Origin of the sequence: Megamonas sp. Calf98-2 (assembly GCF_900110235.1) — a bacterium.
Classification (GTDB): Bacteria; Bacillota; Negativicutes; order Selenomonadales; family Selenomonadaceae; genus Megamonas; species Megamonas funiformis.
On record NZ_FOCY01000001.1, the window covers coordinates 74,968 to 91,134 of the forward strand.

Below are 16,167 nucleotides of genomic sequence, written 5' to 3' on the forward strand. Positions count from 1 at the left end.
TAAGGAGAAGGGAAGAGCAGTTGCATTTATGTAAAAAAATTATCTATATGACTTTGGGAATATATATGATGATGATATCAATATGTTTAGCAGGTCAAAGTGATAATTTATCTAAAGAAACATCAGAAAAAATAAATTTAGTATGGCAACCAGTTATTGATGAAGAAAATGATTTATCAAAAATTGATAAGATTCCAGGAGTAAATGTCGTATCACCATCGTGGTTTGTAATTGATAGTGAACAAGGGCATATTCAAAATAAGATAGATATAAATTATTTAAAAAATGTAAGAGAAAAAGGTTATAAAATATGGCCATTAATTCATAATGATTTTAATGCCGAAATGACACATAAATGGTTAAATGATAAAAAGGCAAAGGATTATATCATTCGTCAATTGATATTTTATGCACATCGTTATAATATTGAAGGCTATAATTTTGATTTAGAAAATATCTATGATGAAGATAGAGATAAATTGACTGAATTTATGAAAGAAGTAACTGAGGCACTACATCAAGATAAAGTTATAATCTCTATGGATATAACAGTGGCTTCGGATATGGAAAATTGGTCTAAATGTTATGATAGAAAAGCATTAGGTGAATATGTAGATTATCTTGTTTTGATGGCATATGATGAGCATGGTAGATTATCTAAAACAGCAGGGTCAGTAGCATCATTAAATTGGGTGGAAAATGGAGTAAAAGATTTAACAGAGCAAGTCCCTTCAGAAAAAATCATCTTAGGAATTCCTTTGTATATGCGTTTATGGGAAGAAGATTATGAAGGTAATATATCAGCTAAAACCTTAAATATGGAAGATGCCAATAAATTAATGAAAGAAAAAGATAAATATCCTATTTGGCTAAAAAATGAAGGTCAAATATATTTTGCTTATCATGAAGATGGAAAAATATATCGTGTATGGAAAGAAGATGTAAATTCTTTGCGCTTAAAAGTAGATTTAGTCAAAAAATATAAACTTGCAGGAGTAGCCTCATGGAGAAAAGGTTTTGAGACTAAAGATATTTGGCCGATGATAAATAAGCGTTTGCAGAAATAAAAAAACTATTTGTTTATGATGAATTTCATAAGCAAATAGCTACATAGAAAAATAGAAGTAGAGGGAGTTAAAAATGCCAAATAGAGTATTAGGAGGAATTTTTTTAACCATAGCAGCTAGTATTTGGGGCGGTATGTTTGTAGCTGTAAAATTAGTAGTGGATATAATACCGCCAATACCGTTAGTATGGTTTCGTTATTTAGTAGCCTTTGTGGTATTATCAATGGTTGTAATCTATGAAGGCATTAATCTAAAAATAGATAAAAAAGATATATTATTATTAATCAGTATAGGGATAATAGGACATACTATTTCTATTGTTACTCAAGAATATGGAACAATGTATTCTTCAGCACAGATGGGTTCAGTTGTTACTTCAGCAACACCAGCATTTATGTTGATTTTTGCTGTATGGTTTTTAAAAGAAAAAATCACTTTGCGTAAAATATTATCCGTTATTTTAGCCACTGTCGGTGTAATCATGATTGCTGGCGTTGATAATATGGATTTTGATAAACAATTAGGTGTACTTTTTTCTACCATAGCAGCATTGACATGGGCATTGATGTCTGTAATGTTAAAATTGATACCTAGTAAATATCCGCCATTATTAATAAATTTTTATGCTGTAATAACAGGAATTGTATGTTTAGCACCACTTAATATACCGACATTAGATTTATTGCCATGGGATGAAATCTTAAATCCTGTAGCGATTGGTTCGGTAGTATATTTAGGGGCAGTATCTACAGCAGGAGCATTTTTGCTTTGGAATAAAGGTCTTTTATTGATGGAAGCTGGTGCTAGTGGATTATTTTTCTTTTTTCAACCTATAGTAGGGACTTTTTTAGGCTGGTTAATTTTAGATGAACAAATCACTTTGAATTTCTGGATAGGAAGTATATTGATTTTTATAGGTGTATTTTTAGTTACAGTTAGAAATGAATAATAAAAAAGAAGTTATATCTATGTTTAGGTATAACTTCTTTTTTGTAAGTTTATTTATTTTTTTCATGAGAAACAGAAAGAAAACTACTGAGCATAATACTTATACAACTTATACTTGTAAATACAATAAGAATAGCGATTGCTTTAGTATAATAGCAAGTAGGATAAATATCACCATAACCTATTGTGCCAAAAGTAATGACTACATAATAAAATAAATCAAAGATATTTGGATTGTTTATAGAGTAGGCATTAACATAATAAATACTGCCAATATAGCAAAATAATGTTAAGGTACTGAGAAAATAAAAAATGATAAGTAGGGCTACTTTCCATAAATTGCTAAGATTGAAGATATTCGTGTAAGCTAAGATATTTTGCAAAATAAATTTTAATGTATTAGCTAAAAGTAAATAACAGAGAATTAGATTGATAAAAGATAAGTAAAAAGCAATATTGTGAATTAAAAAATTGGAGCTAAATGGATAAGCAAAATAGATTAAACATAGATTTATGTAGATTAAGGCAAAAATGAAATTTAGACTAAAAGAACCAACATTGATGATTTTTATCAATATAATAGAAAGTAAAGAGATCAAATAATAAAAGATGTAAATAATGAATAAAGATAGAGGTATTACTAATATTGTAGAGATAATAAGAGAAAAATTTTTAGTGAGATAGAAAAATAGACATAGACAAAGACCACATATTAAAATGAGCGATAATAAACGAAATAAGATAGAGCTTTTGCAAATTGTAGTATATAAAAATTTAATGGGCTGTTTGGCTATGATATGAGCCTTGATAAATAGTGTTGTACTATCTATAGTGAAATAAATTTCTTTATGATAAATATTAATCAATAAGAAAAATAACATGAAAATAGTGCTTAAACATAAAATAGAGAGTTCTTGAAGAATTTGTATCAAAGTAAATACTCCTTAAAATAAATAAAAACCAGTATTACTGTTTAGTATACTGGTTTTTTATGTTAAAAAATTATTGTTGATTTTGGTGGAGATGAGGAGAATCGAACTCCTGTCCGAAAGTATTGTTTCACAGCTTTCTCCGAGTGCAGTCTATATTTTAATTTTATAAAATCATCGCCTATAGACAGGCTACAATTTTACTATCTCGATAAAATTCCCTAAAAATCTCCGAGAATTGATTTTTAAGTATCCCACTGTTGGCCTCTTTTCTATTCACGTGGGAAAAGAATAGAAAGAGGTTAGCATTAAGCTGCTAAAGCGTATTCTTTGTTAGCTTTTATATTTAAATAAAAGTTTCACCTTACTAACGGGTTGATGACCTCCCGACTCGCTTACCATGCACCAACTACCCCCGTCGAAACCATTACATCCCCGAGAGTTAATATATTATATCATAAATAATGACTAAAAGCAATAAAATAAGGCGGATATAGATGTAAAATGAAATTTTATATCAAAATTTTAGAATGATATATTTGAAATGAAAATTCTTTTGCTAATGAAAGATTTTTTCTAGATTGAAATTTGATGTACAAAAGAAATTATTAAAGCTAAAATGTTGATTTTGAAAGTCTTTTTAGCTTTAGATTTATTTTTAATAATTTTTATTATGTTAAATAAAATTGCTATTTATAAAATTTTCTTAAAAATATTTTGAAATAATATTGCATTTTTAATATAGTAGTATTATAATAAGCTTGTAAGAAAAAACATAAGGAATAAATAATAAATTTAATTTAAATAGAGAGAGGAGTTATCAATATTGTTAGAACAGTTTAAAGGAAAATTAATAATTTCTTGTCAAGCTCTTCCTGATGAACCATTACATAGCCCGTTTATTATGGGACGAATGGCGTTAGCAGCAAAACAGGCTGGTGCAGTGGGTATACGAGCACAAGGTGTAGAAGATATAAAAGAAGTTAAAAAAGTAACAGGTCTTCCTGTTATCGGTTTGATTAAACGAAACTATGATGATTCTGAAATTTATATCACAGCTACAAAAAAAGAAGTAGAAGAATTATTGGAAAGTGGTTGTGAAATAATCGCTTTAGATGCGACATTGCGTAAACGTCCAAATGATGAAAAATTAGAGGATTTAGTTAAATTGATAAAAGATAATGGTAAAATCGCTTTAGCTGATATCTCTAATGATGAAGAAGGGATTTTTGCTCAGAAAATAGGTTTTGATTGTGTATCTACAACATTATCTGGATATACAGATTATACACCTAAATTAAAAGGCCCTGATTTTGGGTTGGTAGCAAGAATGGTGGATAGACTTGATATCCCAGTTTTTGCAGAAGGTAGAATAAATACACCAGAAGATTTAAAAATAGCTTATGAATGTGGTGCTTTTGGTGCGATTGTCGGTTCAGCAATCACAAGACCACAGTTGATAGCTAAAAATTTTGTTAATGTTTTAAAAGATATTGATATAAAATAATTGGAGGAAATAAAATGTCAACTAGAGATTTAAAAGGATTATATTCTGCTTTATTAGTAGCTTTTGATGAAAATGGCAATATAAATGAAAAAGGTTTACGTCAGATTGTACGTCATAATATTGATGTATGCAAAATGGACGGTTTATATGTTGGTGGTAGCACAGGTGAAAACTTTATGCTTTCCACAGAAGAGAAAAAACGTATTTTTGAAATTGCTAAAGATGAAGCAAAAGATGATATCACTTTGATTGCTCAAGTTGGTTCTATTAATCTTAAAGAATCCGTAGAACTTGCTAAATTTGTTACAGATTTAGGTTATGATGCAATCAGTGCTGTAACTCCATTTTATTATAAATTCAGCTTTGATGAAATTAAATACTACTATGAAACAATCATCAAAGATGTAGATAACAGAATGATTATTTATTCTATTCCTTTCTTAACTGGTGTAGATATGAGTCTTGCTCAATTTGGTGAATTATTTGCTAATCCAAAAATCGTTGGTGTTAAATTCACAGCAGCAGATTTCTATTTATTAGAAAGAATGAGAAAAACTTATCCAGATGTTTTAATTTTTGCTGGTTTTGATGAAATGCTCTTACCTGCTACAGTATTAGGTGTAGATGGTGCTATTGGTTCTACTTATAACGTAAATGGTGTACGTGCTCGTCAGATTTTTGAATTGGCAAAACAAGAAAAAATTTCTGAAGCTCTTGAAATTCAACATGTTACAAATGATTTAATCACAGATATCTTAGACAATGGTTTATATGGCACTATAAAATTATTGCTTGAAGAAGCTGGTGTTGAAGCTGGTTGTTGCCGTGAACCAATGAAAAAATATTCTCCAGAAATGAGAGCTAGAGCTAAAGAAATTTATAAAAAATATTTTTGATTTTAATTAAGAATTGAGTAAATTTTAGCTCATAAAAAGGTGCATTAATCATTGGTTTAATGCACCTTTTTAAAAAAAGATTTAAAATAAAGAATTTTGAAAAAATAAATGATAATTTAGGAGGGAAAAAAGATGCAGGGATTTACATGGATAGATACTGCTGTGTTAGTAATATATTTACTTGGCGTTTTATTTGCTGGATTATGGTTTTCTAACAAAGAACATCAAGGCAAAGAATTTTTCAAAGGTGACGGAACTATTCCTTGGTGGGTAACTTGTGTATCTATTTTTGCTACTTTGTTAAGTCCTATTTCATTTTTATCATTACCAGGTAACTCTTATGGTGGTTCTTGGATTTTATGGTGGGCTCAAATTGGTATGTTGATTGCCATTCCATTAACTATTAAATATTTCTTACCAATATACAGCACTCTTCAAATTGATACAGCTTATCATTACTTAGAAAAAAGATTTGGTAGCAAAGGATTACGTATCTTAGGTGCGTTAATGTTCATTGTTTTCCAAACTGGTCGTATGTCTATCATCATGTACTTACCTTGCATTGCTTTAGCTGAACTTACTGGTATAAATGTAAATATTTTAATTATTGTAATGGGTATTATTGCAATTATCTATTCTTATAGCGGTGGCTTAAAAGCCGTTTTATGGACAGACTTTATCCAAGGTGTAGTTTTAATCGTAGGTATTGCGTTGACTTTAGTAGTTATGATTGCAAGCATTAATGGTGGATTTGGCACTGTTATGGATACTTTGACTACTGGTCATAAATTCTTATTAGAAAATGAAGTTTGGTTTAGCTCTGATATCTTATCTACAAGTGTATTTGTAATCTTAGTTGGTGGCGGTTTAACAACATTTTCTTCTTATGTATCCAGCCAAGATATTGTACAGCGTTTTACAACTACAACAGATATTAAACAATTAAATAAAATGACTTTAGGTAATGGGGTATTATCCATTTTTGCAGCAACTGTATTCTATTTAGTTGGTACAAGTTTATATGTATTCTATACTCAGAACCCAGACCTTTTGATGACTACTCGTCAAGATTTAGTATTTGCAACTTATATCACTTATGAATTACCAGCAGGTATTACTGGTATCTTACTTGCAGCAATTTTCGCAGCATCTCAGTCCACTTTATCTACAGGTATTAACTCCGTAGCTACAAGCTGGGTATTAGATATTCAATCTGTAATCAATCCTGAAATGTCTAGTGAACGTCAAACAAAAATAGCTCAATATATTTCTTTAGGTATTGGTATTTTAGCTATCATCGTAGCTATATTCTTAGCTAGTGGAGATATTAAATCTGCTTATGAATGGTTCAATAGCTTTATTGGTCTAGCACTTGGCGCTTTAGTAGGTATGTTTGTACTTGGTGCATTTAGCAAACATGCAAATGCTAAAGGTGCTGTTGCAGCGTTCATCGTATCTAGTATCATTGTAATTTATCTCAAATATTTTGTACCATCTGTTTCTTACTGGACATATACAATTATTACAATTATTAGCTCTTTAGTAGTTGGTAATATTGTAAGCTATTTAACAGATAAAAGCTTTGTGGCTCCAAAAGGAACTACTGTATATACAAGTAAAGCTCCATCTAGTAAATAATTGATGTAAATAAATGTTGAAATTGTGTTTTCATTAATGCAATTTCAACATTTAATGTTTAGATAATTTTTTATGATTTTAAATATAGTTTGGAGGCATTTTAATGATTTTTGGCAATATTAATCAAGAAAAAACATATGAGTTTTTGCCTGAAAATGTGAAAGCTTGTTTTAAATATGTAAAAGAATATGATTTATTAAATTATGAAAAAGGAACACATAAAATTGATGGGGATAATCTTTATGTGAATGTTGCTGAATATACAACAGTAAAACGTGAAGAACGTTTTTGGGAAGCACATAAAGCATATTTAGATATTCATATTTTAGTCAAAGGTGAAGAAACTATAGATATTAACTTCATTGAAAATATGAAACTTGGTGAATATAAAGAAGCGGACGATTTTCTACCTATGGAAGGTGATATGCAAGCTAGTATAACTTTAAAACCAGGTGATTTCTTGATTTGTTATCCAGAAGATGCACATCGCACAGGCGTTATAGCAACTAAAGTAAGTGATTTGAAAAAAGGCATTTTTAAAGTAAAAATTTAATTTTTATAATATATGAGGTGGATTAATATGAAAAAATTATTAGCTAGCTTGATTGTTTCTGCTACAGTAGCAGCTACTTTACCGCTAACTTCAGCATTTGCAGCTCCAGAAACAGTTGGACAACCACAGATTTTATGGCAGTCTGTAGGAACTTTATCACCAGCACAAGGTCAGACTGAAAATATCGGTGTAGCTGGTATGTTATCTGGAAATTATAACGGCTATATCATTGCAGGTGGTGGAGCTAATTTCCCTAATGGTGGCCCTGCTGTAGGTGGTCCGAAAAAAACATATTCTGATGTATATGTTTTTAAAGCTAGTAAAGAAGGTTTAACAGAAGTTGACCATCAACAAATGCCTTTTGAAATTGCTTATGGTATGTCTGTAACTACTAAAGATGGTGTTTATTATATCGGTGGTAGTACAGATGCAGTAGGTGCAAAAACTATAACTCGTTTAACTACTGATGCAAAAGGTAAATTGAAAATTGAAAAAGTTGGAGAATTACCTTTTAAAATACAAAATGGTGTAGCTGGCTATGCAAATGGAGCACTTTATATTGGTCTTGGTAATCAAGATGGTAAAGCAAGTGCAGATTTTTATAAATTTGATTTAAAATCAAAAGAATTAACAAAATTAGCAAGCTTCACAGGTGCTTTACGTGAACAGTCAGTATCTCAAATTTTGAATAATAAATTATATGTATTTGGTGGTGGTACAAATACTGCGTTAACAGATGGATATGTATATGATATTCAAAAAGATGCATGGGATAAAGTGGCTAGTGTAGAAGTTGATAATAAAGCTATCTCTGTATATGGTGGAAACTCTATAAAATTAAATGAAGATGAAATGCTTGTAATTGGTGGCTTTAATAAAGAAGTTTACGATTGGGCTGTAAGTAATTTAGGAAGCTTAAAAGATCAAGAATTGGCAGATTTTAAAGCTAAATATTTTGGTGCAGATGTAGCAGAATTTAAATGGAATAATCAAATTTTAGTATACAATGCTAAAACAAATACATGGCGCTCCATTGGACAAATTCCATTTAATGCACCATGTGGTGAAGGTCTTGTTTATGCAGGAGATAGTATTATATCTATCAATGGCGAAGTAAAACCAGGTGTTCGCAGCAATAGAATTTATCAAGGTTTTATTGTAAAATAAGATTAAGATAAATTTATTGCAAAGAAGGGCGAGATTATGGAGAAACAAAAGTATATTTGCATAGACATCGGTGGTACAGCTATAAAATATGGTTTAGCTGATGAACAGGGGAATTTTATAGAAAAAAGTTCAATGCCCACAGAAGCTAAATTATATGGAGGTCCAGGTATTGTAGAAAAAATAAAAACAATTATTAGTGGCTATATTACGAACTATCAAGTTGCTGGAGTTGCCATATCTACAGCTGGCATGGTAGACCCTAAAGAAGGGTGTATCTTCTATGCTTTACCAGATGCAATACCTGATTATACAGGAGTACAGTTAAAGAAAATTGTTGAAACTGAGTTTAATTTAAATTGTGCGGTAGAAAATGATGTTAATTGTGCGGCTTTAGGCGAAATGTGGTTAGGAGCAGGGAAAGGTTGTTCTTCACTATTTTGCATAACTGTAGGAACAAGCGCAGGCGGTTGTGCTGTATATAATCATCAAGTAATACATGGTGTTTGTAATAGTGCTGGAGAAATTGCTTATATGAGAATTCCTAAGGGAACAATGCATGAAGTAGTTTCAACAACTCGATTAGTAAAAGATGTAGCAAAAGCAAAACAATTAGATGAAAAAGAATTAAATGGTAAAATCATTTTTGATTGGGCAAAAAATGGTGATGAAGATGCTAAATTTGCTATTAATACATTGATGAAAAATTTAGCAGATGGCATTACTAATATAACAGCTGTTTTAAATCCTGAAATGATTATTTTAGGTGGTGGCATAATGGCACAAAGTGAATATTTGAGACCATTGATAAATAATGCCTTAAAACAAAGATTAGTAGAAGATGTATATACCCATACAAAAGTGGATTTTGCCAAATTGGAAAATGATGCTGGAATGTTAGGTGCATTATACAATTTATTACATCAAACAATGTGATTTGGAGAGAATATTATGAAGATCTTACATCAATTAGATAGACCAAATTTCAAAGCATCAAAATCTGATAAAATCTTAATAAGATATATAAAAGAACATGCAGAAGAATTTTGTACAACACCTATAGCTTCTTTGGCAATAAATTGTGGAGTTAGCGAAGCAACTATTACACGTTTTGTGAGAAAAATGGGCTTTGCAAGTCTTCAATTATTTAAACTTACATTGACTGAAGAAATGGTTAATAATAAACAACGAACTATAATCAGCAAAGATATTACTTGTGATGAAAGTATTATCATAACAGCAAATAAGTTATTAGCCAATAATATAGCAACTTTAGAACAAACAGTAAGTGGTTTAGATGAAGATATTTTATTGAAAAGTGTAAATATGCTAAAAAAAGCTGAACGTATATTTTTTATAGGTTTAGGAAATTCAGGATTTGTAGCTGATGACTCAGCTTATAAATTTATGCGCATTGGTTTTAATGCAAGAGGCATAGATAATAGTCATCTTATAATGCTTCATATGGCACTTTTACATGAAAATGATGTTGTAGTTGTTATTTCTCATTCAGGTGAATCTTTTGAAATTATAAAAGCTGTTGAGCTTGCTAAAAGAAATGGTACAAAATTAATCGTAATAACATCAAATAGAGATACTATTTTAAAAGAATATGCTGATGCTTGTATTTTTTATGAAACAAGAGAATCTATATTAGAAACTGGCTCAATTACCACAAAATTAACGCAAATTTTTATCATTGATTTATTATATACTCAGGTTGTTAAAGATACTATGGACTTGGCTTCTGCATTCAAACAAAGAACAACAGAAGCAATCAATATTTTAAGATTAGATAATAAAAAATAAAAATTTAAAATTAAAGGAAAATAAGGAAGGTATATATAATGCGTATAATAGTTACAGATTCTTATGAAGAAATGAGCAAAGTAGCAGCAAGAATAGTAGCAGGTCAGTTATATTTAAAACCAAATAGCGTACTTGGTCTTGCAACAGGTTCTACACCAGAAGGTATGTATGCAAACTTAGTAAAAGTTCATCAAAGTGTAGGTCTAGATTTTTCAGAAGTAATTAGCTTTAACTTAGATGAATATATTGGATTAGACAAAGAAAATGAACAAAGCTATTACTATTTTATGCACAAACATTTATTTGACCATGTAAATATCAAACCAGAAAATATTCATATACCAAATGGAAATCCTGAAAACTTAGAAGAAGAATGCAAAAAATATGATAAGTTAATTGAAGCAAAAGGCGGTATAGACCTTCAAGTTTTAGGTATAGGGCAAAATGCTCATATTGGCTTTAATGAACCAGATATCAAATTTGAAGCAACTACTCATAAAGTAAAATTAGATGAAGAAACAATCAAAGCAAATTCAAGATTCTTTGAAAATGAAGAAGATGTACCTAAATATGCAATCAGTATGGGTATTAAAACTATCATGCTCGCTAAAAAAATCATTTTACTTGCTAGTGGTAAAAATAAAGCAGAAGCAATTTACAAAGCAGTATATGGTAGCGTAAGACCAGATGCACCAGCTTCTATTTTACAATTACATCAAGATGTGGTTGTAATCGTAGATAAAGATGCAGCTTCTTTATTGCCAGAAAAAGATAAAAAGGTTTTTGTAAAATAAAATAAAAATCAAGAGCAACCTTCAAGAATTTATAAGTTTTTATATTATTGAAGGTTGTTTTTTTATTATGCAATTATAAATAAAATATATGAACAATTATTTTAAGTATAGATATTTACTATTTTATAAAAAAGTGTATAATAATAATTAAATAAATTAATTATTAATTTTTTAACTAGTAACAAAAACAATTAAATATAAAAATCAAGTTGAAATAATGGTGTTTTAGCTATTATTTTAAGGCGATTTAATATTATATTTTATATTGCAATAAAAAACCGAGGAGGTTATTTTGAGTGAACATTCACGAATATCAGGCTAAACAAATTTTTAGAGAATTTGGTGTTGTAGTGCCAAATGGTGTACCTGCTTTTTCCGTTGATGAAGCTGTTGCAGGTGCAAAAGAAAAATTAGAAGGTCCAGTATATGTTGTAAAAGCACAGATTCACGCTGGTGGTCGCGGTAAAGCTGGCGGTGTAAAACTCGCTAAGTCTTTAGATGAAGTGCAAACTTATGCAAATGAAATTTTGGGCAAAGTTTTAGTAACAAAACAGACAGGCCCAGCAGGTAAAAAAGTAAATCGTCTTTTAATTGAAGAAGGCTGTAAATTTAAAAAAGAATTATATTTAAGTTTCACAGTTGATCGTGTATCTTCTAGAGTTGTTATGATTGGTTCTGAAGAAGGCGGTATGGAAATTGAAGAAGTAGCAGCTAAAACTCCAGAAAAAATCTTCAAAGAATATATTGATCCATTATTAGGGCTTACTTCTTACCAAGCAACTCGCATGGCATTTAAAATGAACTTTACTCCAGCATCTGTACGTAGTGCAGCAGCTTTAATGCAAAATCTTTATAATTTATTCATTGCCAAAGATTGTTCTTTAGCAGAAATCAATCCACTTGTAATCACTGAAGATGATAAAGTAATGGCTCTTGATGCTAAATTGAATTTTGATGATAGTGCATTATTCCGTCATCCAGAAATTCAAGCATTGCGCGATGAAACAGAAGAAGATCATAAAGAACGTGAAGCTGCAGAGCTTGGTCTTAACTATGTAAACTTAGGTGGCGACGTTGCTTGTATGGTAAATGGTGCAGGTCTTGCAATGGCTACTGTTGATATTATTAAATATTACGGTGGAGAACCTGCAAACTTCTTGGATATTGGTGGTCAAAGTTCTCCAGAAGATAATGCTAAAGCATTTAAAATTATGCTTGAAGGTGGTCAAGCAAAAGGTATTTTTGTTAATATTTTCGGTGGTATTAACAGATGTGATAAAGTTGCAGAAGGTATAGTAAAAGCAAGTCAATTAATTGACCTCAATGTTCCAATTGTTGTACGTCTTGAAGGTACTAACGTTGAAGAAGGTCGTGAAATTTTGAAAAATGCAAATGTACCAGGTCTTATCATGGCAGAATCCATGGAACAAGGTGCACAGAAAATCGTAGAATTAGTAAAAAATGCCTGATGAGGGAGGGAATAGTTCGTGGGAATTTTTATTAATAAAGACACAAAAGTAATTGTACAAGGGGCAACTGGTAAAGTTGCTATGTTCCATACAGCACATATGCTTGAATATGGTACAAATATCGTAGGTGGTGTAACACCAGGAAAAGGCGGTCAAGTTGTAGGCGGTGTGCCAATTTTCAATACAGTAGAAGAAGCTGTTGAAAAAACAGGTGCAAATGCTTCTGTAGTATTCGTACCTGCAAGATTTGCAGCAGATAGTATTTTAGAAGCTATTGATGCTAATCTTGATATAGTAGTATGTGTAACAGAACATATTCCTGTTTTAGATATGGTAAAAGTTCGTCGTGCTTTAGAAGGCAAGAAAACTCGTCTTATCGGTCCAAACTGCCCTGGTATTATGACAACTGATGAATGTAATATTGGTATTATTCCAGGAAAAATTCATCGTAAAGGTCATATCGGTATCGTATCTCGCTCTGGTACATTGACTTATGAAGCAATGGATCAGATGACAAAAGCAGGTCTTGGTCAGACAACTATCGTAGGTATTGGTGGAGACCCTGTAAAAGGAACAGATTTCATTGATGTATTAAAAGCATTTAATGAAGATCCTGAAACAAAAGCTGTTATGATGATTGGTGAAATTGGTGGTAATGCTGAAGAAGATGCTGCTGCATGGATTAAAGCAAATATGAAAAAACCAGTAGCTGCATTCATTAGCGGTCAGCAGGCGCCTCCAGGTAAACGTATGGGTCATGCTGGTGCTATTATTGCAGGTGGCAAAGGCTCTGCAGCAGATAAAATCAAAGCTTTGAACGAAGTAGGTATTGAAGTTGCTAAAACTGTAGCTCATATGGGTGATACTATGGTTGAAACACTAAAAAAAGCTGGTATCTACGAAGAATGTAAAACTTGCTAATTAAAGTAAGTTATAAAAAATGCGAACTTAAATTTAAGTTCGCATTTTTTTATATTATTTAGTTTAATGATGATTTTAGTTAATAAAAAAGCCCTCAGTTAATCTGAGGGCTTTAATTTTAAAATGATTTATTCTTTAGCACTTGCGATAGCTTTTTTTACACTTTCAGCAGAAGCATAGAGCAAATCAAGTTCTTCTTTTGGAAGATGTGGAGCGAAGGAACGAACGATACCATCAGCACAAATCATACGAGGGATACTGAGAGCTACATCACTTAAGCCATATTCTCCTTCTAATACAGCAGACATAGGTAAAATAGTATGTTCATTGTACATAAAGGATTTTGTGAAACGAGCAGCTACCATAGCGATACCAGTGTTTGTATAACCTTTTAAGTTAATGATATCATATGCTCTATTTACGAGTGCTTGTTCAATAGCTTTTTTATCAAGTTTGTCATTAAAATGGAAGTATTCATCAACATGTTCAAGACCAAGACCTGCAACATTTACTGTGCTCCATGCAGTGAATGCAGAGTTACCATGTTCACCAAGAACATAACCATGAATATTTTTAGGGTCTATATGATAACGGTCAGCAATAATTCTGCGTAAGCGGAAAGTTTCAAGCATTGTACCAGTACCAATGATTTTTTCACGTGGATAATCAAATTGTGTAGAAACATGGTATGTAGCTACATCAAGAGGATTTGTAATCATGAGGATAAGAGCATCTTTAGTGTATTTAGTGATTTCGGACATAACACTGCTCATGATTTTGCAGTTTGTTTTAGATAAGATAAGACGGTCAGCTTTTTCACCAGGTTTAATACTAGGACCAGCAGTAATGATGATTAAGTCAGCATCTTTACAATCAGAGTAATCACCATAGTAAGTTCTGATATTTAAGCTATGAATACAAGATGTGGCATCATTAGCATCAAGAGCTTCACCTTTACATTTATTTTCATTTAAGTCGATAAGTGCAATTTCAGAAGCAAGTTGGAAATCTAAAAGTTTTGTAAGAACAGCAGAACCTACATTACTAGCTCCAACAATGACAACTTTACCTTTAAACATTATAATATACCCCCTAAGTTTTATACTAATTATTATGACCACATAATAACACTTGAAATATTGATTGTCAATTATCTTATCCATAACTTTTATGAATATAAATATAAGTTATGTTTATTATAATAAAAGGAAAATATATTAAGATAAATTTAATAAATATAACTATATATAGAAGGAATTATATTAAAATTTAGAAATAATATTTATTTTGAGCTAATCGTATTTAAAGTAGCTTTTTCTTGCCAAATTAATATATGTATTATATATTATAAAGTATTAAAACTAGATAATTAACTTATAATTTGGTAAGAGAAGGGAAGTAGGATAAATGTTTGGAATGTCCATGGATATTGGGATTGACCTTGGAACAGCGAATGTCCTTATTTATATAAAAGGTAAAGGTATTGTTATGCGTGAGCCTTCCGTTGTGGCTATAGATAATGATACTAATCGTATTTTAGCTATTGGTGAAGACGCTCGTCGTATGATTGGACGTACTCCTGGAAATATTGTAGCTATAAGACCACTTAGAGATGGTGTTATCGCTAATTATGATATTACTGAACAAATGATTAGATATTTTATAGGTAAAGTATCTGGACGTCGTTTTATGTTTAGACCTCGTGTCATGATATGTGTACCTTCTCGTATAACTACAGTAGAAAAAAGAGCTGTTCAAGAAGCTGCAATGCAAGCTGGAGCAAGTCATGCTGAACTTATTGAAGAACCAATGGCAGCTGCTATGGGTGCAGGTCTTGATGTAGCTGAACCAAATGGTTGCATGGTAGTAGATATCGGTGGAGGAACAACTGATGTCGCTGTAATCAGCTTAGGTGGTGTAGTAGTAAGCGATTCACTTCGCATGGCTGGTGATAAATTTGATGATTGCATTATCACTTATATAAAAAATAAACATAATGTAATGATCGGTGAACGCACAGCTGAAATTATTAAAATTGAAGTAGGACAAGCTTTTGCAGGAGCTCGTGATGAAAAAATTGAAATTCGTGGTCGCGATTTGATTACAGGACTTCCAAAAACAATTGAAGTAAAATCTGATGAAGTAAGTGAAGCTTTGGCTGAACCAGTATCTTCCATTGTACAATGTGTAAAACGTGTATTAGAAGATACTCCACCAGAATTATCTTCTGATATTATGGATAGAGGTATTATCATGACTGGTGGCGGTGCTATGCTTTATGGATTAGATAGCTTAATTCAAAAAGAAACTGGCATTACTACTTATTTAGCAGATGATCCATTGACTTGCGTAGCTATTGGTACGGGTAAAGCTCTTGAATATATGGATAAAATTACTAGAATTAGTAAAAAATCAAATGGACATGAACGTAAAATAGAAGAATAAAAAAAGGCTGCTTTAGCAGTCTTTTTT

At 31.1% G+C, this 16,167-nt stretch carries 15 protein-coding genes and 1 other RNA gene; 13 read left to right on the forward strand and 3 right to left on the reverse strand.

The window, feature by feature from the left end; all coding sequences use genetic code 11:
- Positions 1–20: 20 nt before the first annotated feature.
- Positions 21–1,067 carry a glycosyl hydrolase family 18 protein gene (locus tag BMX03_RS00355; RefSeq protein ID WP_091693153.1) on the forward strand — a complete coding sequence of 349 codons (1,047 nt, stop codon included), beginning with the start codon at positions 21–23 and terminating at the stop codon, positions 1,065–1,067.
- 73 nt (positions 1,068–1,140) lie between these two features.
- Positions 1,141–2,016, forward strand: a complete 876-nt coding sequence (locus tag BMX03_RS00360) for a DMT family transporter (protein WP_091693155.1) — start codon at positions 1,141–1,143, stop codon at positions 2,014–2,016.
- A gap of 49 nt (positions 2,017–2,065) precedes the next feature.
- Here BMX03_RS00360 and BMX03_RS11195 read toward each other — a convergent pair whose 3' ends face one another.
- Positions 2,066–2,398 carry an ion channel gene (locus tag BMX03_RS11195; protein ID WP_218138516.1) on the reverse strand — a complete coding sequence of 111 codons (333 nt, stop codon included), beginning with the start codon at positions 2,396–2,398 and terminating at the stop codon, positions 2,066–2,068.
- 632 nt (positions 2,399–3,030) lie between these two features.
- Positions 3,031–3,381: a transfer-messenger RNA gene (ssrA, locus tag BMX03_RS00370) on the reverse strand.
- 389 nt (positions 3,382–3,770) lie between these two features.
- Here ssrA and BMX03_RS00375 point away from each other — a divergent pair.
- The 10 genes from BMX03_RS00375 (at position 3,771) to sucD (ending at position 13,695) form a co-directional block, all read left to right on the forward strand.
- Complete coding sequence (locus tag BMX03_RS00375) at positions 3,771–4,451, forward strand: N-acetylmannosamine-6-phosphate 2-epimerase (protein ID WP_022228095.1); 681 nt, start codon at positions 3,771–3,773, stop codon at positions 4,449–4,451.
- 14 nt (positions 4,452–4,465) lie between these two features.
- Complete coding sequence (locus tag BMX03_RS00380; RefSeq protein WP_008539724.1) at positions 4,466–5,347, forward strand: N-acetylneuraminate lyase; 882 nt, start codon at positions 4,466–4,468, stop codon at positions 5,345–5,347.
- 132 nt (positions 5,348–5,479) lie between these two features.
- Positions 5,480–6,985, forward strand: coding sequence for a sodium:solute symporter family protein (locus BMX03_RS00385; RefSeq protein ID WP_008539725.1), 1,506 nt, complete (start codon positions 5,480–5,482; stop codon positions 6,983–6,985).
- A gap of 103 nt (positions 6,986–7,088) precedes the next feature.
- Positions 7,089–7,538: a NanQ anomerase/TabA/YiaL family protein gene (locus BMX03_RS00390; protein ID WP_091693158.1), complete on the forward strand. Its 450-nt coding sequence runs from the start codon at positions 7,089–7,091 to the stop codon at positions 7,536–7,538.
- Positions 7,539–7,565: 27 nt separating this feature from the next.
- Entirely contained in the window at positions 7,566–8,705 is a 1,140-nt protein-coding gene (locus BMX03_RS00395; RefSeq protein WP_015561644.1) for a cyclically-permuted mutarotase family protein, read from the forward strand.
- Between the two features lie 36 nt (positions 8,706–8,741).
- Positions 8,742–9,638, forward strand: a complete 897-nt coding sequence (locus tag BMX03_RS00400; protein WP_091693160.1) for an ROK family protein — start codon at positions 8,742–8,744, stop codon at positions 9,636–9,638.
- A gap of 15 nt (positions 9,639–9,653) precedes the next feature.
- Positions 9,654–10,511: a MurR/RpiR family transcriptional regulator gene (locus BMX03_RS00405; RefSeq protein WP_008539729.1), complete on the forward strand. Its 858-nt coding sequence runs from the start codon at positions 9,654–9,656 to the stop codon at positions 10,509–10,511.
- A 38-nt stretch (positions 10,512–10,549) separates the two neighbouring features.
- Positions 10,550–11,305 (forward strand): glucosamine-6-phosphate deaminase, encoded by a 756-nt coding sequence (gene nagB, locus BMX03_RS00410; protein ID WP_008539730.1) that lies wholly within the window; start codon positions 10,550–10,552, stop codon positions 11,303–11,305.
- Between the two features lie 296 nt (positions 11,306–11,601).
- Positions 11,602–12,774, forward strand: coding sequence for an ADP-forming succinate--CoA ligase subunit beta (gene sucC, locus BMX03_RS00415; protein WP_022228093.1), 1,173 nt, complete (start codon positions 11,602–11,604; stop codon positions 12,772–12,774).
- An 18-nt stretch (positions 12,775–12,792) separates the two neighbouring features.
- A complete protein-coding gene (sucD, locus tag BMX03_RS00420; protein ID WP_008539732.1) occupies positions 12,793–13,695 on the forward strand; it encodes a succinate--CoA ligase subunit alpha in 903 nt (300 codons plus the stop codon).
- A gap of 128 nt (positions 13,696–13,823) precedes the next feature.
- On the opposite strand, the gene BMX03_RS00425 is transcribed toward sucD, so the two are convergent.
- Entirely contained in the window at positions 13,824–14,774 is a 951-nt protein-coding gene (locus BMX03_RS00425) for an L-lactate dehydrogenase (RefSeq protein WP_091693163.1), read from the reverse strand.
- Positions 14,775–15,102: 328 nt separating this feature from the next.
- Here BMX03_RS00425 and BMX03_RS00430 point away from each other — a divergent pair, with 328 nt between their 5' ends.
- Positions 15,103–16,140 carry a rod shape-determining protein gene (locus BMX03_RS00430; RefSeq protein ID WP_008539734.1) on the forward strand — a complete coding sequence of 346 codons (1,038 nt, stop codon included), beginning with the start codon at positions 15,103–15,105 and terminating at the stop codon, positions 16,138–16,140.
- Positions 16,141–16,167: the final 27 nt, after the last annotated feature.

Bases quoted from the DNA above. Each gene is read 5' to 3' on its own strand.
- BMX03_RS00400 (WP_091693160.1), top strand. From the start codon at position 8,742: ATGGAGAAACAAAAGTATATTTGCATAGACATCGGTGGTACAGCTATA.
- BMX03_RS00360 (WP_091693155.1), top strand. From the start codon at position 1,141: ATGCCAAATAGAGTATTAGGAGGAATTTTTTTAACCATAGCAGCTAGT.
- BMX03_RS00395 (WP_015561644.1), top strand. From the start codon at position 7,566: ATGAAAAAATTATTAGCTAGCTTGATTGTTTCTGCTACAGTAGCAGCT.
- BMX03_RS00425 (WP_091693163.1), bottom strand. From the start codon at position 14,774: ATGTTTAAAGGTAAAGTTGTCATTGTTGGAGCTAGTAATGTAGGTTCT.
- nagB (WP_008539730.1), top strand. From the start codon at position 10,550: ATGCGTATAATAGTTACAGATTCTTATGAAGAAATGAGCAAAGTAGCA.
- BMX03_RS00390 (WP_091693158.1), top strand. From the start codon at position 7,089: ATGATTTTTGGCAATATTAATCAAGAAAAAACATATGAGTTTTTGCCT.
- BMX03_RS00380 (WP_008539724.1), top strand. From the start codon at position 4,466: ATGTCAACTAGAGATTTAAAAGGATTATATTCTGCTTTATTAGTAGCT.
- BMX03_RS00430 (WP_008539734.1), top strand. From the start codon at position 15,103: ATGTTTGGAATGTCCATGGATATTGGGATTGACCTTGGAACAGCGAAT.
- BMX03_RS00405 (WP_008539729.1), top strand. From the start codon at position 9,654: ATGAAGATCTTACATCAATTAGATAGACCAAATTTCAAAGCATCAAAA.
- BMX03_RS00385 (WP_008539725.1), top strand. From the start codon at position 5,480: ATGCAGGGATTTACATGGATAGATACTGCTGTGTTAGTAATATATTTA.